This is a genomic window from Pseudomonas sp. GW821-FHT09D08 (assembly GCF_059416305.1).
In genome coordinates this window covers 109,634-132,159 of sequence record NZ_JBWKOX010000009.1, presented here as the reverse complement: position 1 = coordinate 132,159, position 22,526 = coordinate 109,634, and the positions used below count along the sequence as shown (strand labels likewise).

The window sequence follows — 22,526 nt, the reverse complement described above, 5'->3', positions numbered from 1 at the left end:
ATTGAAAAGGTTCTAACGCAGTCCTACCGGCGGTGCCCGCTTCACAGCGGGCCGGGAGAGTTATACACAACCGCCGTACCTTGGCACTCCCAACAGGGTATTTCCATGCGTATTCACTCATTTATCCACAGCCCCCAGCGTGCCTTCACCTTGCTGGAGCTGCTGGTCGTCCTGCTGATCATCGCCCTGCTCGCCGGCTACGTCGGCCCGAAGATGTTCGACCGCCTGGAACTGGCCAAGGTACAAACCGCCCAGGGCCAGATGAAAGCCCTTGCCGATGCCTTGAACCAGTACCGCCTGGACAACGGCAACTACCCCGACGAAACCCTGGGCCTCGACGCCCTCACCGCCCGGCCCGCCACCGCCAGCCATTGGCAGGGCCCCTATGTGAAGACGCTGCCGCCAGACCCTTGGGGCAACCCGTATCTCTACAAGAACCCCGGCACACCGCCCAACGATGCGGAGATCATCTGCCTGGGCCGTGACGGCAAGGCCGGCGGGGTGAATACCTACGCCGACATTGTGTACGGCCTCTGACATGCACACGCTGCGGCGGGTCCTGATACTGCTGTGCCTCACGGGTACCGCACAGGCCAACTGCTGGCAACTGGCAGCCAGCCGCTACCACGTCGACCCGCTGTTGCTGTACGCCATCGCCAAGGTCGAATCCGGCCTCAACCCCAGCGCACGCAACCTCAACAGCGATGGCAGCCAGGATATCGGCCTGATGCAAATCAACAGCCGCCACTTGCCCGCACTGGCCCGGTTCGGTATCACCGAGCAGCACCTGATCACCCAGCCCTGCACCAGCGTCATGGTGGGCGCGTGGATTCTTGCCGGGTTTATCCGCGAGCAGGGTTATGGCTGGCAGGCCGTGGGCGCCTATAACGCCGGGGCCAAGCCGGACCGGGAAGCACGGCGCTCACGCTACGCCCTGGCGGTGTGGCGTTACTACGCGGTGTTGTTGCAACAGCGCCAACAACGGGCGGGGCAAATGCCATGACCGACTTTGACGTGCGCATCATCCGTGGTGGCCATGTGCAGACCCTGCGCCTGCAAGCCGTTGACGTCGCCCAGGCGCGCCAGCAACTGCAGGCCGACGGCGCCCAGGTCATCTCGCTGAAAGCCCGCCGCCCACTCAAACTCCCCAGCCGCCGCAGTACGTTCGCCCTCGGCCTGTTTATCCAGGAGCTGGTAGTCCTGCTCGATGCCGGCCTGGTGCTGGTGGAAGCCGTGGAGACCCTGCGCGACAAGGCGCCCGCCGGCATCAACCGGCAGGTCATGAGCGAGCTGCTCGCCTCGATGTATGAGGGCAACTCGCTGTCCAGGGCGATGCTGCTCAAGCCGCAGACCTTCCCGCCGCTGTTGATTGCCACGGTGGCGTCCTCGGAACACAGCGGCCAATTGGCCGTGGCCCTGCGCCGTTACCATCATTTTGAAGCCCACCTGGCAACCGTGAAGAAGCGCGTCAGCGGCGCCCTGATGTACCCCTTGGTGGTGCTCAGCGTGGGCGCGTTGATCCTGCTGTTCCTGCTGTTCTTCGTGATCCCGCGCTTTGCCTCGGTGTTCGACGCCGTGGCCGATCTGCCGGCCACCGCACGCTTTATGGTGTGGTGGGGCGCACTGGTAGACGCGCGCGGCATGGAGTTGCTGCTTGGCCTGGTGCTGGCGATTGCCGCGCTGGTGCTGTTGTTGCGCAGCGCCGGGTTCAAGCGCCGCATCGCCCAGCTGTTCTGGAAAATCCCCAGCCTGGGCGCCCAGCGCACGCTGTTTATCCTCGCGCGCTTTTATCGCACCGCCGGCATGTTGCTGATGGGCGGCATGCCGGTGGTCACTGCGGTGGAGCTGTCCGGTGCGCTGCTGCCCGTGGAACGCCAGGCGGACCTGCGCCAGGCCATGACCGACATCCAGGCCGGCCAGCCACTGTCCACTGCCCTCGCCCGCCATCGATTGACCACCGCCGTCGCCGAACGCCTGCTACGCGTGGGTGAACAAAGCGGCGAGCTGGCGGCGATGTGCGAGCGCATCGCTCAGTTCCACGATGAAGCGCTGGAGCGTGCCATCGAGCTGTTCAGCAAGGTCTTCGAGCCCTTGTTGATGCTGGTGGTGGGCGGGCTGATCGGCCTGATCGTGTTCATGCTGTACATGCCGATTTTCGAACTGGCAGGCTCCATCCAGGGGTAGTGCGATGAGCGAACAGACACGGCAATGGCAGGCCCTTGCAGAGCAACGCGGGCTGAGCTTGTCCAATTACCTGCTGGAGGTGCTGGAGAAGGCACCCGACCAATTAAGCACGATCGCCCAGCCCCTGGGCCTGCTTGCCATCCCCCCGGAAAACCTCAGTGAACACTGGCGCTTCGACCTGCTGGCACTGCCCCAGGCGCTGATCCATAACGTGCTGCCGGTGGATAACCACGGCCAGCCGTGCCTGGTACTGGGAGACCCTTTCACCCTGGCCAGCCGGCACTGGCTGCAATCCTCGAAAACCTTGCGTCAACTGCCCCTGGCCATGAGCCTGCCCGGCGCGGTCAAGGCCCAGTTGAGCCTGGCCGAAGCCAGCCAACGGGTGATGCAACCTTTCGGTGAGGACGACGAGCATGCCCGCGTCGGCCAGGCCGCCCAGGAAATTTCCCTGAGCAGCATCGCCCGCGACGACAACCCGGTGGTGCGCCTGGTCAACTCCATGCTGTTCGATGCCCTGCAAAGCCGCGCCAGCGATGTCCATGTGGAAACCACCCCCCAGGGCCTGGTGATCAAGTACCGCATCGACGGCGTGTTGCAGCAGATGGGCCAGGCCAGCGGCATGGACATGGCCGAGCAGGCACTGTCGCGGATCAAGGTGTTGTCGGAGCTGGATATCGGCGAGCGGCGGGTGCCCCAGGACGGGCGTTTCAAGATGAAAATCCAGGGTCGCGAAGTGGACTTTCGCGTGTCGATCATGCCCAGCATCCACGGTGAAGATGCGGTGCTGCGGATTCTCGACAAGTCCCAGCGCGGCGAGTCCCTGAGCCTGGAAACCCTGGGGTTGAACGCCGAGACCATCGCGCGCATCCGTGTATTGGCCGGCGAACCCTATGGCATGTTGCTGGTGACCGGCCCCACCGGCAGCGGCAAATCCACCACGCTGTATGCCGCCCTGTCGGAGACCAATACCGGCGAGAAAAAGATCATCACCATCGAAGACCCGGTGGAATACGAACTGCCCGGGGTCCTGCAAATCCCGGTGAACGACAAGAAGGGCCTGACCTTCGCCCGTGGCCTGCGCTCGATCCTGCGCCACGACCCGGACACCATCCTGGTGGGGGAAATACGCGACGGTGAAACGGCGGGCATTGCGGTGCAAGCGGCGTTGACCGGGCACCTGGTGCTGTCATCGGTACACGCCAACAGCGCGTTCAGTGTGCTGGAGCGCTTTACCTACATGGACGTGGACCCGGCCAGCTTTGTCGAAGCCCTTAACGGCGTGGTCGCCCAGCGCCTGGTGCGGCGTATCTGCCCGGATTGCGGCACGGATGCCGATCCCGACCCCGACATCACCCACCTCGCCCAACTCACCGAGGCTCAACTCCAACAGGGTCACTACCGCGTGGGCAAAGGCTGCGAGGCCTGCCGTCACACCGGCTATCGCGGCCGACTCGCCCTGGCCGAAGTGCTGACACTGACCGACAGCATCAAGGAGGGCCTGCTCAACCGCAGTTCGGCCTCCACCCTGCGCGAACTGGCCCGTGAAGCCGGCCACGTGTTTATCCGCGACATCGCCCTGGCCCACGCCGCCCAGGGCGACACCACGCTCAAGGAGATCCACCGTGTCATTTCCCTTTATTGAGCATGTGGTGTGGCTGCACAGCGACGGCGCCGAATGGGCCGCACGACCGCGCTGGCGCGGTGCAGCAGTATGGCGTGCGCAACAGACTGGCGAACCATTGGCCGCCTGTGCCGAACTGCTGGAACAGGCGCCGCGCGGCCGCGTCGGGTTTCTGGACCGGGCCACGGTGCTGCTGGGCTTCCCCCATGTGCACTACCTGATGCTGGCGTGGCAAACCGGTTTGTACAGCCAGGCCGACTGGCAAGGCTTGGCCGAAGTGACCTTCAACCAACAGGCCGGCATCGACCCCGGACAATGGCAAGTGCAAGTCGCCAACAGCACCTTTGGAGATGAACGCCTGGCGGTCGCGACGCCACGGAATTTGCTGCAAGACCTGCGGAAGTTGTTCAAGCAACAGCACCTGCCGCTGGTGACATGCACGCCATTGTTGACGGCCGTGGCCCAACGGTATTGGCAGCAATTGCCTGACGATTGCGTGCTGGCGGTACCTGAGGCGCGAGGTCTCAGTTGCCTTTACCGGCAACGGGGTGTGGCTCAACAAGTCTGCGTGCTGCAAACCCCACCCGGCAGCCCCTTGAGCGACAACCTGTTCACCGCCGACCTGCTGGCGCAACGGCACGCGGCGGCCACATGGGTCGTCGCCAATCACCCCACTGAACATTGGCTGGGGCCACTGCATCCCTGGCTCGGAGAGCCGCTGGCATGATCGCTCAGCTGAAATCACAGCTCGCCGGTGCCTGGCGACAGCGGCAGGCGCCGGGCGTCGACTTCCTGCACCCCAACGCCGTCTATCGGCCGCTGGTGAGTGTGTTGTGGCTGGTCGCCGCCGGGCTTGTCTTCGTCACCTGGCAACACTGGCAGCGCATGGAGCATCAGCAACAACAGACCGACGCACTGGAGCAGCGCTTTATCGAATTGACGCGCCGCCAGGAGCAATTGATCCAGGCCGCCATTCGCTTGTCACCCCAGCAGAAACAACAACTGGCCGCTTTTTCCCGACAGCAGGACACGCCCTTCGCGCTGATGGACGCCGTGGCCCGGGCCTGGTCCGCGGAAGTCGCGCTGACGCGCGTGGAGGTCGACACCCAGGCCCGACTGATTCACTTGGAGCTGGAAGCCAAGATGCTGAGGGATGCCTTTCGCTTTGTCGAACGGCTCAAGGCCCAGCCAGGGGTGCACGTGAACCTGCAACAAAGCACACGCAAAGCCAATGACCCGCAACACCCGGTGCAGGTCAAACTTGCGGTTGGTGCAGGGTAGTCGCCCATGGACGCCCTGACCCGCCACCTCCCGCGTGTGCGCTGGCACCTGATGCAATGGCAACAGCGCCTGGGCTTTTGGGGGCTGCTGGCGTTGGGGCTGATGGCGGCAACGTTGCTGATCGAAGTCACAGTGATTCATCCGGCAGGCATTGCCGACAGCCTGCGGCGCCAGGAACTGGAGGCCGGGATCGCCGAGCAGCCCCAGGATGTGCAGGTGACCGAACCGGCCGTGGTCGAACGCCTGCCCAGTGCACAGGACTTCGCCCCACGCCTGGAAAAGCTGCTGGACGTCCTCACCCGGCGCGGCTTTATCATCGAACAGACCACCCTGGCCTACTCCGCGCCCGGCGACACCGGGCTGCAACGGCTGGACGTGGACATTCCCCTCGTCGGCCCCTACGCCTTGCTGCGCGATGCCCTGGACGACGTCGCCAACGAGCCGGCCGTACGCATCGAACGCCTGGCCCTGGAGCGCAAGGAAATCACCAGCGGCATGTTGAACATCAGCCTCAAGGTGAGTGTGCTGGGGGTGGTGGAATGACGCTGCCGCTGTATCTGCGCGTGCTGTTGCTGCTGACCTTGATCGGCTGCGGCTGGCTGTTCTGGCAGGACACTGCGGACACTCCCACGCCCTCGCCGGTGCCAGTGATCGCCCGCCCTGTACAGGTGCCCTCGGCACCGGTCGCAGCACCTGCGCCGGCGGTGGCCGAAGCCATCGACCTGTTCCCCGCCCAGACCTGGACACCTGCACCGCCGCCCATGCCGGTCGACACCTCAGCGCCCAAGCCACCGCCCCTGCCCTTCACCGTGAGCGCGCAATGGCGCTACGAGAACCAGGCGAAAATCGTCGTGCTCAGCGGCAATGGCAGCCAGTACACCCTGTGCAACCGTTGCTCGGTACCCGGGCGCATCGTGCCCGGCAAGATGCTCGACGCGCACTACCGGCTGGACAAACTCACCGACACCGCCGTGGTGCTGACCTACATGCCCCTCAAGCATGTCAGCACCTTGCGGCTGGACACTCACTGACCGGCGCAGGACACGATCATGGCCATACGCACGTGGATACCCTTGAGCCTGGCCGTGGCCCTGCTCAGCGCCTGCCAGACCCAACGGGCGATCAAGGAGAGCGACGAGTTGCGCCAGAAGGGCGACATCATCCGTTCGGTCGAAGTGCTGCAAGCCGAAGCCAGACAGGCCCCCGACGATGTGCAACTGCGCACCGCCAACTTCAGCAAGCTGGAATTGCTGGTGGCCCAATACAGCCGCGAAGCCAGCACCGCGCTGATGCGTGGCGACGATGCCGCTGCCATCCGCGCCCTGGAAACCATCCTCAAATACGACCCCAGCAACCTCGGCGCGCGCCAGGAAATCCAGAGCATCCAGGCGATGAAACAGCTGCGCCCGCAACTGGCCCAGGCCTACGAAATGAAGCGCTCCAACCCGGTGGAAGCCCTCAACCTGGTGCGCCGGATCATCGCGCAAAAGCCCAACTACCGAGAGGCCCTGGACTTTCGCAATGCCCTGACCCGTGAACTGGTGAGCGCCGATTACCTCAGTGCCGACCTCTCCGAGGCCATGCGCAAACCCCTGAGCCTGGAGTTCAGCGCCCAAAGCCTGACCACGATTTTCGAGACCATTGCGCGCCTGTCGGGGGTCAACTTCGTCATCGACAAGGACGTCAATCCCAGTGCCTCGGCGAGCATGACCGCGAGCCGAACCACCGCCGAAGACGCGCTGAACCTGCTGCTGACCACCCAGGGGCTGGACAAGAAGGTCCTCAACGCCAACACCCTCCTGGTTTACCCCCGCCGCCCGGACAAGGAACGGGAATACCGCGAGTTGGCCGTGCGCACCTTCTACCTCAGCCATGGCGACCCCAAGGTCATCGCCGCCGAGATCAAACAGGTGCTCAAGCCCAAGGAGGTGCTGGTGGACGAACGCCTGAACGCGGTGATCGTGCGCGATGGACTGGACACCCTGAGCGCGGTGGAAAAACTGGTGGAAGCCATTGATATCGCACAATCGGAAGTGACCATCGACATCCAGGTGCTGGAGGTCAGCCTGACCGACGAGTTGAACCTGGGCATCCAGTACCCGGAGAGCATCGGCCTGTCCGTGGGCAACCTGGCCAACGTGCCTGCCGGGCTGGCAGGCATCCCGCTCAGCGCATTGCGCGGGATCAATGGCGACAACATCCTGCTCGACGCGGGCAGTACCTCGGCGCGCATCAATATGCTGCAACGCAGCGGCAACACCGTGACCCTGGCCAACCCCAGGGTGCGGGTGCGCAACCGCGAAGAAGCCCAGGTAAACATCGGCGACAAGATCCCCGTGGTGACCACCACCACCGCCAACCAGATCACCACCTCGTCGGTGTCCTACCAGGACGTCGGGCTGCAGATCACGGTCAAGCCGAATATCAGCCTGAGCGATGAGGTGAACCTGGAGCTGAACGTGGAAATGAGCCATATCACCAAGCGTATTCCCGGCTCGGAAAACGTACCGGCCACCTTCGAACTCGGCTCACGGGCCACCAAGACCCTGCTGACCGCGCGCAACAATGAAACCCAGATCGTCTCGGGGCTGATCCGCACGGCGGACGTCGACGAGGGCTCGGGTTTGCCGTGGTTGAGCCAGATCCCGTGGATCGGCAAAAAGCTGTTCGGCACCAACCAGAATACCCAGCAGAAGACTGAGATCATTCTGCTGCTGACCCCGAGGATCGAACGCAACCTGGACCTGCCGATTGCCCAGATCAGCACCTTCCACAGCGGCACCGAGGCGCGCAGTTCGACCCAGGGCATGATCCTGCGCGACACCACCGACAAAATGATCCTCAAGCCGATTGGCGGCGACCCCACGCCGGCGCTGCCACCGCCGATGCAACAGCCGGATGCCACCTGGCAACCTCTGCCGCCACCGCTGCCGGACCTGGTGCCGAAACCTGCGCCCGAACCTGCGCCCCAATGAAGATCCAATGTGGGAGGGGGCTTGCCCCCGATTGCAATGTGTCAGTCTCAGCATCTTTAACTGAAGCACCGCTATCGGGGGCAAGCCCCCTCCCACCTTGGTTTTGCAGTGTTAGTGGGTTAGCGCACGACGCCTTCTTCGATCAGCAACTTGAGAATGGCTTGGGCGCCCTCTTCGGCGCTCACACCTTTGAGCACCTGCCCACCGCCACCACTGGCCTTGGCGGTGGCGGCTTTCATGCGGTCGGCGCCGCTCTTGGCCTTGATCACCTTGAGGCGCTTGGGCCGGGGCTTGGCCGGTTGCAGCACGGCGCCTGTGAATAACGCGTCCTGCTCGACTTCCACATCGTGGGCCGCCAATTCACCGCGCTGTGCCGGGCCGTAGGCACTCTGCCGGGGCTTCGGCGCGGCGTTATCCACCGTGGCCAGGAATGGCAGGCGCACCTTCAAGCGCCGCCGTTGGCCGCGTGGCAAGGCTTGCAGCACATGGGCCACACCGCCGTCGATAGACTCCACCTCGGCCAGCCCGACAATCAGCGGCCAGCCCAATTGCTCGGCCAACAGGAACGGCAACATGCCCGAGCCTTCACCGGTTTCGGCCTGGCTGCCGGCAAGCACCACCTGGGCACCGGCGTCGCGCAGGTACTCGCTGAGCACCGGCAACGCATCGCTGCCCTCCGGTTGTTCCAGCACGTGCAACTGTGGCAGGCCCATGCCCAGGTAGCTGCGCAGGGTCGGTTCGGCGATGTTGCCGGCGTGCAGCACCTGCAACTTATCCCCAGCCATCTGCAGACCCAGTTCGACGGCGCGCGCATCCTGTTCGGCACGGCGTGGCCGGCCGGAGGTGGGGTGGGCGCCGATGGACACCAGGCTGATTACATTCGTGGTCATGGTCATGTCCTCAAGCCGCATCGCGCTTGGCGCCGTTGCGGTAGGCCTCGACCGCAGCGATCAAGGCTTGCAGAATCGCGGCGCTTTCGCCGATCACCGACAGGTCGGCACGCTTGATCATGTCGCAGCCCGGGTCGAGGTTGATCGCCACCACCTTGTCGCAGGCGCCAATGCCTTGCAGGTGCTGGATCGCCCCGGAAATCCCCACGGCCACATACACCCGCGCCGTCACCCAGGTACCGCTGGCGCCGACCTGGCGATCACGGGCCATGAATCCATCGTCCACCGCCACCCGCGAGGCGCCTTCGGTGGCCCCCAATGCCGCGGCGGTCTGGTGGAACAGCGCCCAGTCCTTCACGCCGTTGCCGCCGGAGAAAATAAACTCGGCCTCGGCCATGGGAATCGCCGCCGGGTCCACCGCCACCGCACCGAGATCCTCGATACGCGGCAGGCTGCGCGCCAGGCTTGTGGATAACTCCACAGGCAGCACTTCATGGCGTGTGTCGCTGACCGGATCGGCGCATTCGGCGGCGGCCAGAATCAGGCGTGGCAGCGGCCGCGCCAAGTCTTCCCGGCCCGCACCGGCGCGGCCGATGCACTCATCGCCCTTGATCTGCCAGACGCGAGTGGCCGGGCGCTCCTTGAGGCTGGCGGCAAAGCGCCGACCCAACTCGCCGCCACCACTGCGGCTGTCGGGCAGCAACCAATGGCGCGGGTTGAACTGGTTATCCACAGCGCGCAAACCCTGCACGCGTTGCTCCGGTGAATAACCATCGAATTCGTGGCCGTCGAGCACCAGCAGGCGATCGACACCGGCCGTGGCAAACGCGCTTTCCTTGTGTTCGCCAAACACCACCGCCAGCACCGCGCCGTCGTTGCCGGCGAGTTGCCGCGCCAGGCCGAGCAGGTCGCGGTCGTGACTGCTCAAGCGGCCACCGACCATGTCCGGCACTACGTTGATGTAGAACGCAGGCGCAGGCACCTGATGCAGCGGCAACTGCACTTCAATCGCCGCCGTACGCTTGGCCGCACCGCCCTGCTGGGCACCGCTGCGGTCGATGCGCTTGATGCCGTTGGGGCCGATAAAACCGACGCCATGCACGTTCTTGCGGATGACGCCGTTAGGCCCCATCCAGCTATGTTGCACCGGCTGCATCGCCGCATGCAGCGGGTGCAGACGGTTACGGGCGATCCATTCGGCCCGTGGGTCGCGGCGGATAATGTCGCTCATCAGTGCACCTCCGCAGGTTCACGCTTGTTGGGAGCTTTGGCCGGTGTGACGTCCTCCAGCAAAGCATCGGCCACCAGCTCGGCGATGTCCTTGATCAACGGGCGCGGTTCAACCACACCTTCGAGCATCGCCGTGCATTGCGGGCAACCGACCGCTACCAGTTCGGCGCCGGTCTCGCGGATGTCTTCCATGCGCATATCGGGGATACGTTGCTTGCCGGGGATGTCGGTAATCGGCGCGCCGCCACCGCCGCCGCAGCAGCGTGAGCGGAAACCCGAACGTTGCATCTCCTTGACCTCGATGCCCAAGGCACGCAGCACTTGGCGCGGCGCCTCGTACTCACCGTTGTAGCGGCCCAGGTAGCACGGGTCGTGGTAGGTCACGCTGTTGCCTTTGTGCTGGCCCAGGTTCAGCGCGCCTTCGCCGATCAGCTCGGCCATGAAGGTGCTGTGGTGCTGCACAAGATAGTTGCCGTTGAAGGCGCCGTATTCGTTTTTCAGCACATGGAAGCTGTGGGGATCGCAGGTGACGATGCGCTTGAAGCTGTACTTGGCCAGCGTCTGGATATTGCGCGAGGCCAGCAGCTGGAACGTTGCTTCATCGCCCAGGCGCCGTGCGACGTCACCGCTGTCGCGCTCTTCCAGGCCCAGTACGGCGAAGTCGACCTTGGCCGCCTTGAGCACTTTGACGAACGCCCGCAGGGTGCGCTGGTTGCGCATGTCGAAGGCACCGTCGCCGACCCAGAACACCACGTCGGCACTGCCTTTTTCGCTGAGCAACGGCAGGTTCAAGTCCGCCGCCCAGTTCAGGCGACCGCCCGGCGCAAAGCCGCCGGGGTTGTCAGTGGCGATCAGGTTTTCCAGGACTTCGGCGCCCTTGTTCGGGGTCGCGCCTTTTTCCAGGGTGAGGTAGCGGCGCATGTCGACGATGGCGTCGACGTGCTCGATCATCATCGGGCACTCTTCCACGCAGGCGCGGCAGGTGGTGCACGACCACAGGGTCTCGGCGTCCACCAGGCCGTTGACGATCGGCTGGTGCGGGTTGCCGCTGTGCTCGCCAATCGGTTTACCTGGATAAGGGCTGCCGGCGAACTTGGCATCGGTGCCGCCGGCCAGGCCGACCACCATGTCCTGGATCAGCTTTTTCGGGTTCAGCGGCTGGCCGGCGGCGAAGGCCGGGCACGCCGCTTCGCATTTGCCGCACTGTACGCAGGCGTCGAAGCCAAGCAGTTGGTTCCAGGTGAAATCCTTGGGTTTTTCCACGCCCAGGGGCGCGCTCTTGTCGCTCAGGTCCAGGGGTTTCAAACCGGTGGAACGACCACCGCCAAAGCGTTCGGCGCGTCGGTGCCAGGCCAGGTGCAGGGCACCGGCGAAGGCGTGCTTCATCGGGCCGCCCCAGGTCATGCCAAAGAACATCTCGGACACGCCCCACAGCACACCCACACTCAGCAGCGCGGCCAGCAGCCAGCCGCCGAAGTCGGCGGGCAGGATCCCCGCCACCGGCAGCGTCACCAGGAAGAAACTCACCGAGAACGCCATCAGGCTTTTCGGCAGGCGCATCCACGGGCCCTTGGACAGGCGCGACGGCGGATTGCGCCGCCGCAGGTAAACGAAGGTGGCGCCGACAAACATCAACACCGACGCCATCAGCAAGGCGTAGCCGAGGAGACGGTTATGCAGGCCGAAGCCGTGCACCAGGATTGCCAGCAGCGCCGACAGCACAAAGCCCAGGGCCGTGGCGACGTGGGTGTTGGCGATGTATTTGTCGCGGGCGACCACGTGGTGCAGGTCGACCATGTAGCGCTTGGGCATGGCCAGCAGGCCGCCCAGCAGGTCGACCTTGGAGGCTCGGCCGCGGCGCCACATGTTCACACGGCGCAGGGCGCCGAGGACGGCGAGGCCCAGGGCGGCGAATAAGAGAATAGGCAGCAAGGTGTTCAACATGGTGAAGCTCCCACAGACCGCACAGGTCTACTGTGAAACTGGCCCGAATGTGGGAGGGGGCTTGCTCCCGATGGCGGACTGTCAGTTGGTACAGTTGTCGCTGAACCACCGCTATCGGGGGCAAGCCCCCTCCCACATTTGACCGCGTTCACCTCATCAAAAGTCTTTGCACAGGCGCAGGGCGTCGTAGATCGCAGCGTGGGTATTACGCTGGGCCACACAGTCACCGATACGGAACAGCAAGTACCCCTCGCCCGCCTCGCTCAAGCATGGCTGCGGCTTGATCGCGAACAGGGCTTCGACGTCGATCTGGCCCTTGTTGCGCGAACCTTCCTTGAGCCCGTAGTAAATGGCTTCGTCCGGACGCACGCCGTTTTCCACCACCACCTGGTCCACCACCCGCTCCTCTTTGGCGCCGGTGTATTCGTTCTCCAGCACCGCCACCAGCTTGTCGCCCTCGCGGTAGACCTTTTCCAGCATCATGTCGCCGGTCATGATCACTTCCTTGGGGTACATGCTGCGGTAGTAGGTCGGGAACGACGTACCGCCGATGGCTACGCCCGGCTTGATGTCATCGGTGACGATTTCCACCTGGCAGCCTTTGTCGGCCAGGAAGTCCGCCACCGACATGCCGGTGAATTCGCAAATGGTGTCGTACACCAGCACGTTCTTGCCCGGTGCGACCTTGCCGTCGAGCACGTCCCAGCTGCTCACCACCAGGCCTTCGGCGGCGCCCCAGTGTTCGTTCTGCTCGATAAACGGATGCCCGCCGACCGCCAGCACCACCACGTCCGGACGCAGGTCCAGGATGGTCTCGGCATCGGCCGCCACGCCCAGGCGCAGGTCGACTTTCAAGCGCGCCAGCTCCAGCTGGAACCAGCGGGTGATACCGGCGATCTGGTCGCGTTGCGGCGCTTTGGAGGCGGTGGTGATTTGCCCGCCGATAAATTCTTTCTTCTCGAACAGGGTCACGTCGTGGCCACGTTCGGCGGCCACCCGCGCGGCTTCCATCCCGGCAGGGCCGGCACCGACCACCACGACTTTGCGTTTCGGCCCGGTGGACTTCTCGATGATATGCGGCACGCCCATGTACTCACGGGAGGTCGCGGCGTTCTGGATGCACAGCACGTCCAGGCCCTGGTACTGGCGGTCGATGCAATAGTTGGCGCCGACGCACTGTTTGATCTGGTCGATCTGGCCCATCTTGATCTTGGCGATCAGGTGCGGGTCGGCGATGTGCGCACGGGTCATGCCGACCATGTCCACATAGCCGCCTTCCAGGATACGCGTGGCCTGGTTCGGGTCCTTGATGTTCTGTGCGTGCAGCACCGGAACCTTGACCACTTCCTTGATACCGGCCGCCAGGTGCAGGAACGGCTCCGGCGGATAGCTCATGTTGGGGATCACGTTGGCCAGGGTGTTGTGGGTGTCGCAACCCGAGCCGACGACGCCGATGAAATCGAGCATGCCGGTGTCGTCGTAGTACTTGGCGATCTGTTTCATGTCCTCGTGGGACAGGCCGTCCGGATGGAACTCGTCACCGCACAGGCGCATGCCCACGCAGAAGTCGTCACCGACTTCGGCACGCACGGCCTTCAACACTTCGAGGCCGAACTTCATGCGGCCTTCGAAGGTGCCGCCCCACTCGTCGGTACGCTTGTTGACCCGTGGGCTCCAGAACTGGTCGATCATGTGCTGGTGCACGGCGGACAGTTCCACACCGTCCAGGCCACCGGCCTTGGCACGCCGCGCGGCCTGGGCGTAGTTGCCGATCACACGCCAGATTTCTTCCGGCTCGATGGTCTTGCAGGTGGCACGGTGCACCGGCTCACGCACGCCGGACGGCGACATCAGGGTCGGCCAGTTAAAGCCATCCCAACGGGAGCGACGGCCCATGTGGGTAATCTGGATCATGATCTTGGCGCCATGCTTGTGCATGGCATCCGCCAGGTTCTGGAAGTGCGGGATGATGCGGTCGGTGGACAGGTTCACCGAGCTCCACCATTCCTGGGGGCTGTCGATGGCAACCACCGAGGAACCGCCGCAGATCGCCAGGCCGATACCACCCTTGGCTTTTTCTTCGTAGTACTTCACATAGCGGTCGGTGGTCATGCCGCCGTCGGTGGCATACACCTCGGCGTGGGCGGTACTGAGCACGCGGTTGCGGATGGTCAGTTTGCCGATCTGGATCGGCTGGAACATTGCTTCGAAAGCCATGGCACGGTCCTCGGCTTACAACGGCTTGACGGTGAACAAGCCGTCATCGTGGCCCTCTTCGGAGCCTCCGTAGACTTGTTCGGCCACGGTGCGGATCTGGCTGCCACGGGCTTGCAGAATCTGGTCCATGGCGCCGGCAAACCAGCCGGTGAACATGTAGTCGACCTTGCGCCCGACCTTGCCGTACACGTAGACGAAGGCCGAGTGTTCGAGCTTGACGCTGGCGGTGCCTTTATCCAGGTCGATGTCCTGGATCTTGAACAGGCCCCAGCCGCGTTGCGACAGGCGCTTCATGTAGTGCTCGAACACCGCGACGCCTTCCAGGCCATGGCATTCAGCTTCTTTCTCGCACCAGTGCCAGGCGGATTTGTAGCCGGCCTTGTAGAGGATCTCGGCGTAGGCCTCGGCGCCCAGCACTTCTTCGATGCCTATGTGGTTGTTGACGAAGAAATGGCGCGGCACGTACAGCATCGGCAGGGCGTCGGACGTCCAGACACCGGTTTCGCTGTCGACTTCAATAGGCAATTGCGGGGCGATCTTGGCCATGGAAACTTAACTCCAGAAAAATTCGTTGTGGTGTAGCCCGTGGATAGTTGGCTTATTCGCCCCAAACGTCCTTCAAGACGTTGACCCAGTTCTCGCCCATGATCTTGCGCACCACACGCTCGGGGTGGCCGCGCTTGAGCAGGGTCTCTGTCAGGTTGGGGAACTCGCCGACGGTGCGGATGCCCAGCGGGTTGATGATCTTGCCGAAGCTGGTCAGGCGGCGGGCGTAGCCCTTGTCATGGGTCAGCATTTCAAAGAAATCCTGGCCATGGCCCTGTGTGAAGTCGGTGCCGATACCGATGGCGTCCTCGCCGACGATATTCATGGTGTATTCGATGGCTTCGGCGTAGTCGTCGATGGTCGAATCGATGCCCTTGGCCAGGAACGGCGCGAACATGGTCACGCCGACAAAACCGCCGTGGTCGGCGATGAACTTCAGCTCTTCATCGGACTTGTTGCGCGGGTGCTCTTTAAGGCCGGACGGCAGGCAGTGGGAGTAGCACACCGGCTTTTTCGATTCGAGGATGACTTCTTCGCTGGTCTTGGAGCCGACGTGGGACAGGTCGCACATGATGCCGACGCGGTTCATCTCGGCGACGATCTCGCGCCCGAAGCCCGACAGGCCGCCGTCGCGTTCGTAGCAACCGGTGCCGACCAGGTTCTGGGTGTTGTAGCACATCTGCACCACACCGACGCCGAGCTGCTTGAAGATCTCCACATATCCGAGCTGGTCTTCAAATGCATGGGCGTTCTGGAAGCCGAAGATGATGCCGGTCTTGCCCTGTTCCTTGGCCTTGCGGATGTCGGCGGTGGTTTTCACCGGGATCACCAGGTCGCTGTTCTCGCGGATCAGGGTCTGGCTGGCGACGATGTTGTTGATCGTGGCCTGGAACCCTTCCCACACCGACACGGTGCAGTTCGCGGCGGTGAGGCCACCTTTGCGCATGTCCTCGAACAGGTCGCGGTTCCACTTGGCAATGATCAGCCCGTCGATAACGATGCTGTCGGCGTGCAATTCGGCTGGGCTCATCAGGCGTCCCCTTATTTTGGCGATTCATGCGCCGAATCGTCTGCCGGCGCTTTGGGGCCAGCATATGCCCAGGGGCCGACCGAGCCGGGTGCAAAAACGACAGGGGAATTGCCGAAAGCGTCAATCCACGACAAAGGCTGTTATGAGTGGTCTGACTGGCGGCTGTTATTTGTCTTACGCTTGAGCCAGAATTCCCGCATCACCTGATATGAGACGGCGCAATGAAATCGATTTTCCTGGCTTTGGCACTCATCGCAACCGGCGTCCACGCGGCCGAAGACACCGACAGCACGCCGTGCGATGGCATCGAAAACGACAAGCAAACCCTGGAATGCGCCACCTACAACAAAACCACTGCCGAGCAATTGCTCAAGGATAATTATCAGGGCCTGCTGGAACGCATGCATTCCACCTATGGCAGCGACAAGACCAAACTCGCCGACATTACCGCTCGTCTGAAGGATGCCCAGCAGAAGTGGGAAAAACTGCGTGACGCCGATTGCGCGGTGGACACCTTCCCGGCAGTGACCGGCACCAAAGCCTATGCGATTGCGCAAAATGACTGCCTGGCGCGGATGAGTGATGAGCGGTCGGAGTTTTTGGAGTCGATTGGTCAGGAATGAGTAGGTCTGAATCGTCAAAAACAATTAAAAAGGACGTCACATGTACTACCCACGCGAAGCGCAACGAGACTTCCTGTTCACGCGCGCCACGTTGCTGTTTTTCGCCATGCTGGCATTGGCGCTGATGCTGTTTTTGTCCAAAGACCGGGGTGCACCCTATGCGCTGATCAAAGCGGCGCCCGTAGAGACCATCGGGCAAATCATTCAACTTGAAAGCATCGGCCCACGGAACTCAAGCACCAATGTGTACTATGCGTTCGATCATGAAGGCCTGCGCGTAGAAGGCATGGTGAACAACAGCAGCTACGTCGAAGACCGTGGCTACAAGGTTGGCGGTCCGGTCGAGGTGGTGTATTCAAAATGGTTCCCGACGGTGCATAGCATCAAGGCGAACCTGAAATCGAGCTCACCTAACTTCTACATTATGAGCGTCAGCGCCGGCTTGATGATTGTGTGCCTTATCCTGATGTTCTGGACGATCCACCAGATTTATCAGCATAAAGAGGAAGACAGGCATTATTGATACCGGCTACCCAGCCCTCCTCTTCCCTATAGGCTATTGAATGACAATTTGCGGCATCGAAATCAAAGGCAGCGAAGCCATCATCGCTGTCGCCTCCCTGGACAACCAGGCGCTGGGCCACGTCGCCCTGGCCACCAAGAAAATCGCCCTTGAAGACGATGATGAAGCGGCCAACGTCAAAGCCTTTGCCGCCCAGGTGAAGGCCTTCGTGCAGGCCAACGCCGTCACTCGCATCGCGATCAAGAAGCGCAGCAAAAAAGGCGAATTCGCCGGTGGCCCGACCACGTTCAAGATTGAAGGGGTGTTTCAACTGCTGGAGGGGGTTGAGGTGACGCTGCTGTCGCCGCAGACCATCAATGCGCAGAACAAGAAGCACAACTTTGATCTGCCGGCGACGCTGAACAAGTATCAGCATGAAGCTTATAAGGCTGCCTGTTCGAGCCTGATGAAGAAGTAACGCACGTTAACTTCTGACGCAGTGTTCGACCCCGTGGCCGCCGCCTTCGTATTCAGGTCCGTAATAATATTTGACGAAGGACACTTTGCCTTCCGGCGTTGGAACAAGTTGCGCAATACCGACGCCGTAGTCTTTCAAGGCGGGATCGGTATGGGCGAAATAAACCGCCAGCGTATCTGCGGTGGCAGCGGCAAACCCGTCATAACGGGATTTATCTTCCAGGGTCAGGGTGAACGTGTAGGCACCGTACTTGCCGGTACTTTGGCTGGTGTTGATTTTCATATCGACAACACCGGTGAAGTCACCAATATGACGGTCCTTGCCAGTACACTCATAACGCCCGCTGTAATCGGTCCCGGTGAAGGGCGCCGGGGTTTTGGCTGCCCAGGCGGGAGCGGACGCGAACGCGATGACGGCAACAATTCTTTTGAGCATACGGGACCTCTTATCGATCAAGTAATGGGGATACAAGTGCGGATGCCGAGCTGATCAAGTACAAGCGTTCTTATTTATATACGGCCCAACTAGCAGCTTAATCAGCGACCACTGGACGGTAACAGCGCACTTGCGCAAGACATAGCCAGCAACATAGAAAAAGATATTTCCCACATCGACTACCCCACACATTTCCCTGCCACGCGCCATCTGCAGTACGGCTGAGGAAATCACTGGCGTGCCTTGCGCACCTTGAGCCAATCCCCGAACGACTTGTCTTCCAGGGCATAACCACCGCGGCCCGACTTCCACACCAACTCCTTGTCGCGCAAGGCATCGATGCAGGCCTGGACGGTCTGGGTACCCGGCACCACGTCACTGCCCATGGCTTCCAGCGCCTTGCTGACAGCCGTGAGGGTGCTGTCGGTGAAGGGCGCGAAGGGTTCGTTGTTCTGGGAGCGCTCCACCATCACCTCCAGCACGGCGCGCTGCGGGATGGTCAGGGCGTTCCAGGCGCTTTCGAACTCGGTCCATACACCCGCGCGCAGCAGTTCGGCGCGACTGTGCAGCAATTGGCCCAGATTGCTCGCCTCGCCCAGTTCCAACGCGACTTCACCGATGATCGTGCGCAACATCTCGGGACGCCGGCCTACCAGCTCAAACGCCTCATCAATATCAGCCGCGTTGAACTGGTTGGTCTCGGCCAGGTGCGCGTTGAGGTGCACAGTGTAGGCTTGGGTGAACTCTTTACCCAGCAGCGGAAACGGCGTGATGCTGGAACCGAAGAACGGCTGGCTTTTACCCAATACCAAATGGGCGAGTTTGTCGCGATTGGAACCGGTAAACACCAGGCGCAAGCCGCTGCCCTCTTCGTCACGGCCCTGGTTGAGCTGATCCCGGGCAGCCTTCAACGCGAACATCGCATTGATACCCGACTCGGTGGTCAAGGCGTGCTGCGCTTCGTCAATCACCAGCACAACGGGTTTTTCTGCAGCACTGTGGAGCAATTCCAGGGCTTGGGTCAGCGTCGCACCGACAGGCAATTGTGGCTGGGTAAAGTCCCAGGAGAGCGTCCGCAGAAAGCTCAGTTTCTCGATGCCAATATTCTTGGCCAGTTTGCGGATGCCCTTTTCATAGGGAACCAGGGCAGCCGCAATAGCACTGGCAATCAACTCCGCAGGATCTTTCTCCTTGTCAGCCCAGAGATCCACATACACCGCCAGCCAGCCCCGGAGCTGACATTCCGGAATCAGGTCTTCGCGCAGGAAAGTGCTTTTGCCGGTGCGACGGGGCGCCGCGAGGAACAGGCCAGAGGTGAAATCCTGAATACCGGCGCCCACCAGGCCATCGGCAATACTGCTTGCCAGGGCGGGGCGACGGAACACGAAGCCGCTGTGCTTGGACATGGATTTATACTCAATTATGAAAACAACTATAAATTATAGTGATGAGTATAATTCACTATAATTGTTCGTCAAACCACCTCCCGTCGCCGATCCTCCCTCGGACACTTGGCAAACCTCGCCCGATAACTCCGGGTGAAATACGACGGCGACTCGAACCCGCAGGCAATGCTCACCTCCAGCACGCTCATATCGCTCTGGCGCAGCAGCTGCCGGGCTTTTTCCAGGCGCAGGCCAAGGTAGAAGTTGCTCGGGGTATCGTTCAAATGCAGGCGAAACAGACGCTCCAACTGGCGCCGGGTAACTTTGATCGCGTCGGCCAACGCCAAGGTGCTCAGGGGCGGTTCGGTGTGCTGCTCCATCTCTCCGATCACTTGCACCAGCTTCTTGTTGTTGATGCCGTAGCGCGTGGCGATCTGCATGCGCTGGTGGTCCTTGCGCGGGCGGATGCGGCCGAGTACGAACTGTTCGGAGACCTGGATCGCCAGGTCGGCGCCGTGGGCCTGGGCGATCAGGTCGAGCATCAGGTCGATGGAGGCGGTGCCGCCGGCGCAGGTGATGCGGCGGCGGTCGATTTCGAACAGTTCCTGGGTCACGCTCAGGTGCGGGTACGACTCCTTGAAGGCATCGATGGCTTCCCAGTGCAGGGTCAGGCGATGACCGTCGAGCAGGCCGGCTTCGGCGAGCACGCAGGCGCCGGTGTCGATGGCGCCGAGGGTCACGCCGTCATGGTCCAGGCGGCGCAGCCAGTGCTCCAGCGACGGCGTGGCGAACTGCAGCGGTTCGAAGCCGGCCACCACCAACAGCGTCGCGCCCTTTTTCAGCGGTTCCAGCGCGGCGTCGGCGTTGACCGACATGCCATTGCTTGCCAGCACCGCGCCGCCATCGGCGCTCAGCACATGCCAGCGGTACAACTCGCCACGAAAGCGGTTGGCCACGCGCAAAGGTTCCAGTGCAGAAATAAAACCGATAGCCGAGAACCCCGGCATCAGCAGAAAGTAGAAATCCTGGGACATGGTGGCGCTCTCGTAGGACGGGCAGCGTGGCACTGTGATACTCCCGTTCTCGGGTGGATTCAAGGGGGCAGGTCGCTGCAGTGCAAGAGCTGGTCGCCGCCGTGCGTTTTGTCGCCTCCAAAGCTACGTAACTTGGCCTCACGGCGCACAAAGACGCCGGCCCCCACAATAACGACCTGCCGAGGGATCCACCATGAACCGACTGATTCGCCGCTGCGTGCTTGCACTCAGCGCCAGCGCCATCTTGAGCACGAACGTATGGGCTGCCGACGCGGCATCCTGCCAGAACGTGCGCATGGGCGTGGTGAACTGGACCGACGTCATCGCCACCAGCGCCATGACCCAAGTGCTGCTCGACGGCCTCGGCTACAAGACCAAACAAACCAGCGCCTCCCAGCAAATCATCTTCGCCGGTATCCGTGACCAGCGCCTGGACCTGTTCCTCGGCTACTGGAACCCGCTGATGACCCAGACCATCACGCCGTTCGTCGACGCCAAGCAAATCAAAGTCCTCGACAAACCCAGCCTGGAAGACGCCCGCGCGACCCTCGCGGTGCCGACTTACCTGGCGGACAAAGGCCTGAAGACCTTTGCCGACATCGCCAAATTCGAGAAGGAGCTGGGCGGCAAGATCTACGGCATCGAGCCGGGCTCGGGGGCCAACACCCAGATCAAGGCGATGATCGCCAAGAACCAGTTCGGCCTGGGCAAGTTCCAACTGGTGGAATCCAGCGAGGCCGGCATGCTTGCCGCCGTGGACCGTGCGGTACGCCGCAAGGAAGCCGTGGTGTTCTTCGGCTGGGCGCCGCACCCGATGAACGTCAATATCGCGATGACCTACCTCACCGGCAGCGATGACGCCCTGGGCCCGAACGAAGGCATGGCCACCGTCTGGACCGTGACCGCGCCGACCTACGCCGAACAGTGCCCCAACGTACACAAGCTGCTGACCAACCTGACCTTCACCGCCGCCGACGAGAGCCGGATGATGCAGCCGTTGCTGGATCACAAGGATGCCCTCGAGTCCGCCAGGCAGTGGCTCAAGGATCACCCCCAGGACCAGGCGCGCTGGCTCGAAGGCGTGACCACCTTCGACGGCAAACCGGCGGCGGCCAACCTGCAATTGACCAGCAAATAACCTTCTTCGAATCACCGTTTCGCGGTCACTACCGACCGCGAACGGCATCACCACGCCTGTAAGGAACCTGCCTCATGAACCACGACGTCATCATCACCTGCGCACTCACCGGTGCTGGCGACACGACCGCCAGAAGCCCACACGTGCCGGTCACCCCCAAGCAAATCGCCGCCGCTGCGGTGGAAGCCGCCAAGGCGGGCGCCACCGTGGTGCACTGCCATGTGCGCGACCCCGAGACCGGCAAGTTCAGCCGCGACGTTGCCCTGTACCGCGAAGTGATGGAGCGCATCCGTGAGGCCGACATCGACATCATCGTCAACCTCACCGCCGGCATGGGCGGCGATCTCGAGATCGGCGGCGGCGAGCACCCGATGGAGTTCGGTCCCAATACCGACCTGGTCGGCCCGCTGACCCGCCTGGCCCATGTGGAAGAGCTGCTGCCGGAAATCTGCACCCTGGACTGCGGCACCCTGAACTTCGGTGACGGCGACACGATTTACGTCTCCACCCCGGCGCAGCTGCGGGCGGGCGCCAAGCGCATCCAGGAACTGGGCGTGAAGGCCGAGCTGGAGATCTTCGACACCGGCCACCTGTGGTTCGCCAAGCAGATGATCAAGGAAGGCCTGCTCGACAACCCGCTGTTCCAACTGTGCCTGGGCATCCCATGGGGCGCGCCGGCCGACACCACCACCATGAAGGCCATGGTCGACAACCTGCCGGCCGATGCGGTGTGGGCCGGGTTCGGGATCGGCCGCATGCAAATGCCCATGGCCGCGCAAGCGGTGCTGCTGGGCGGCAACGTGCGGGTCGGCCTGGAGGACAACCTGTGGCTGGACAAGGGTGTACTCGCCACCAACGGTCAACTGGTGGAACGCGCCGGCGAAATCCTCAGTCGCCTGGGCGCGCGGGTCATGACCCCGGCGGAGGGTCGCATCAAGATGGGCCTTACCAAACGCGGCTAACCGAATCAAAAAATGTGGGAGGGGCTTGCCCCCTCCCACAGGGAATCACCG

General features: G+C 62.7%; 23 protein-coding genes. 14 read left to right on the top strand and 9 right to left on the bottom strand.

Annotation, left to right across the window (positions count from 1 at the left end; translation table 11 throughout):
• Nucleotides 1-105: 105 nt before the first annotated feature.
• Genes gspG through AC07OP_RS17490 form a run of 9 tightly spaced genes read left to right on the top strand, consistent with a single transcriptional unit; the run spans nt 106 to nt 8,061 of the window.
• Entirely contained in the window at nt 106-537 is a 432-nt protein-coding gene (gene gspG, locus AC07OP_RS17530; RefSeq protein WP_027605989.1) for a type II secretion system major pseudopilin GspG, read from the top strand.
• Between the two features lies 1 nt (nt 538).
• Nucleotides 539-1,003 (top strand): transglycosylase SLT domain-containing protein, encoded by a 465-nt coding sequence (locus tag AC07OP_RS17525; protein WP_098480807.1) that lies wholly within the window; start codon nt 539-541, stop codon nt 1,001-1,003.
• Nucleotides 1,000-2,184, top strand: coding sequence for a type II secretion system F family protein (locus AC07OP_RS17520; RefSeq protein ID WP_495101999.1), 1,185 nt, complete (start codon nt 1,000-1,002; stop codon nt 2,182-2,184). The genes AC07OP_RS17525 and AC07OP_RS17520 overlap by 4 nt, the downstream gene beginning before the upstream one ends.
• Nucleotides 2,185-2,188: 4 nt before the next feature.
• Entirely contained in the window at nt 2,189-3,826 is a 1,638-nt protein-coding gene (locus AC07OP_RS17515; protein WP_495102000.1) for a GspE/PulE family protein, read from the top strand.
• Complete coding sequence (locus tag AC07OP_RS17510) at nt 3,807-4,532, top strand: hypothetical protein (protein ID WP_495102001.1); 726 nt, start codon at nt 3,807-3,809, stop codon at nt 4,530-4,532. Before AC07OP_RS17515 ends, AC07OP_RS17510 begins: the two co-directional genes overlap by 20 nt.
• Complete coding sequence (locus AC07OP_RS17505) at nt 4,529-5,086, top strand: hypothetical protein (RefSeq protein ID WP_193603508.1); 558 nt, start codon at nt 4,529-4,531, stop codon at nt 5,084-5,086. The genes AC07OP_RS17510 and AC07OP_RS17505 overlap by 4 nt, the downstream gene beginning before the upstream one ends.
• Nucleotides 5,087-5,092: 6 nt before the next feature.
• Nucleotides 5,093-5,629 (top strand): hypothetical protein, encoded by a 537-nt coding sequence (locus tag AC07OP_RS17500; RefSeq protein ID WP_092355598.1) that lies wholly within the window; start codon nt 5,093-5,095, stop codon nt 5,627-5,629.
• Nucleotides 5,626-6,117: a hypothetical protein gene (locus AC07OP_RS17495; protein WP_092355601.1), complete on the top strand. Its 492-nt coding sequence runs from the start codon at nt 5,626-5,628 to the stop codon at nt 6,115-6,117. Before AC07OP_RS17500 ends, AC07OP_RS17495 begins: the two co-directional genes overlap by 4 nt.
• An 18-nt stretch (nt 6,118-6,135) precedes the next feature.
• Nucleotides 6,136-8,061, top strand: a complete 1,926-nt coding sequence (locus AC07OP_RS17490) for a secretin GspD/PilQ domain-containing protein (protein ID WP_092490309.1) — start codon at nt 6,136-6,138, stop codon at nt 8,059-8,061.
• 119 nt (nt 8,062-8,180) lie between these two features.
• Here AC07OP_RS17490 and etfB read toward each other — a convergent pair whose 3' ends face one another.
• The 6 genes from etfB to AC07OP_RS17460 form a co-directional block, all read right to left on the bottom strand.
• Complete coding sequence (etfB, locus tag AC07OP_RS17485) at nt 8,181-8,951, bottom strand: electron transfer flavoprotein subunit beta (RefSeq protein ID WP_495102002.1); 771 nt, start codon at nt 8,949-8,951, stop codon at nt 8,181-8,183.
• Nucleotides 8,952-8,961: 10 nt separating this feature from the next.
• Nucleotides 8,962-10,182, bottom strand: a complete 1,221-nt coding sequence (gene etfA / locus AC07OP_RS17480) for an electron transfer flavoprotein subunit alpha (protein ID WP_281113781.1) — start codon at nt 10,180-10,182, stop codon at nt 8,962-8,964.
• Nucleotides 10,182-12,125: a dimethylglycine demethylation protein DgcB gene (dgcB, locus tag AC07OP_RS17475; RefSeq protein WP_495102003.1), complete on the bottom strand. Its 1,944-nt coding sequence runs from the start codon at nt 12,123-12,125 to the stop codon at nt 10,182-10,184. The genes etfA and dgcB overlap by 1 nt, the downstream gene beginning before the upstream one ends.
• 156 nt (nt 12,126-12,281) lie before the next feature.
• Nucleotides 12,282-14,342, bottom strand: coding sequence for a dimethylglycine demethylation protein DgcA (gene dgcA, locus AC07OP_RS17470; protein WP_098480801.1), 2,061 nt, complete (start codon nt 14,340-14,342; stop codon nt 12,282-12,284).
• A gap of 15 nt (nt 14,343-14,357) precedes the next feature.
• Nucleotides 14,358-14,888 carry a DUF5943 domain-containing protein gene (locus tag AC07OP_RS17465; RefSeq protein WP_178920183.1) on the bottom strand — a complete coding sequence of 177 codons (531 nt, stop codon included), beginning with the start codon at nt 14,886-14,888 and terminating at the stop codon, nt 14,358-14,360.
• 52 nt (nt 14,889-14,940) lie between these two features.
• The gene (locus AC07OP_RS17460; RefSeq protein ID WP_010207105.1) at nt 14,941-15,918 is read right to left on the bottom strand and encodes a dipeptidase; all 978 of its coding nucleotides are present in this window, start codon (nt 15,916-15,918) and stop codon (nt 14,941-14,943) included.
• A gap of 221 nt (nt 15,919-16,139) precedes the next feature.
• Between AC07OP_RS17460 and AC07OP_RS17455 the strand changes: the two genes are divergently transcribed.
• Genes AC07OP_RS17455 through AC07OP_RS17445 form a run of 3 tightly spaced genes read left to right on the top strand, consistent with a single transcriptional unit; the run spans nt 16,140 to nt 17,521 of the window.
• On the top strand, nt 16,140-16,541 hold the full coding sequence (locus tag AC07OP_RS17455) for a lysozyme inhibitor LprI family protein (protein WP_027606004.1): 402 nt from the start codon (nt 16,140-16,142) through the stop codon (nt 16,539-16,541).
• A gap of 40 nt (nt 16,542-16,581) precedes the next feature.
• Nucleotides 16,582-17,064 carry a hypothetical protein gene (locus AC07OP_RS17450; protein WP_115485626.1) on the top strand — a complete coding sequence of 161 codons (483 nt, stop codon included), beginning with the start codon at nt 16,582-16,584 and terminating at the stop codon, nt 17,062-17,064.
• A 40-nt stretch (nt 17,065-17,104) separates the two neighbouring features.
• Nucleotides 17,105-17,521 carry a DUF3010 family protein gene (locus AC07OP_RS17445; protein ID WP_115485625.1) on the top strand — a complete coding sequence of 139 codons (417 nt, stop codon included), beginning with the start codon at nt 17,105-17,107 and terminating at the stop codon, nt 17,519-17,521.
• Nucleotides 17,522-17,527: 6 nt separating this feature from the next.
• On the opposite strand, the gene AC07OP_RS17440 is transcribed toward AC07OP_RS17445, so the two are convergent.
• From AC07OP_RS17440 to AC07OP_RS17430, 3 genes are all read right to left on the bottom strand, one after another.
• Nucleotides 17,528-17,956, bottom strand: a complete 429-nt coding sequence (locus AC07OP_RS17440; RefSeq protein ID WP_065925461.1) for a hypothetical protein — start codon at nt 17,954-17,956, stop codon at nt 17,528-17,530.
• A gap of 230 nt (nt 17,957-18,186) precedes the next feature.
• Nucleotides 18,187-19,362, bottom strand: coding sequence for an AAA family ATPase (locus AC07OP_RS17435; protein ID WP_495102004.1), 1,176 nt, complete (start codon nt 19,360-19,362; stop codon nt 18,187-18,189).
• Nucleotides 19,363-19,430: 68 nt separating this feature from the next.
• Nucleotides 19,431-20,375 carry a GlxA family transcriptional regulator gene (locus AC07OP_RS17430; protein WP_193603513.1) on the bottom strand — a complete coding sequence of 315 codons (945 nt, stop codon included), beginning with the start codon at nt 20,373-20,375 and terminating at the stop codon, nt 19,431-19,433.
• A gap of 193 nt (nt 20,376-20,568) precedes the next feature.
• Here AC07OP_RS17430 and AC07OP_RS17425 point away from each other — a divergent pair, with 193 nt between their 5' ends.
• Nucleotides 20,569-21,513, top strand: coding sequence for a choline ABC transporter substrate-binding protein (locus AC07OP_RS17425; protein WP_092490303.1), 945 nt, complete (start codon nt 20,569-20,571; stop codon nt 21,511-21,513).
• A gap of 74 nt (nt 21,514-21,587) precedes the next feature.
• The gene (gene cdhC, locus AC07OP_RS17420; protein WP_027606009.1) at nt 21,588-22,475 is read left to right on the top strand and encodes a 3-dehydrocarnitine:acetyl-CoA trimethylamine transferase CdhC; all 888 of its coding nucleotides are present in this window, start codon (nt 21,588-21,590) and stop codon (nt 22,473-22,475) included.
• Nucleotides 22,476-22,526 lie beyond the last annotated feature (51 nt).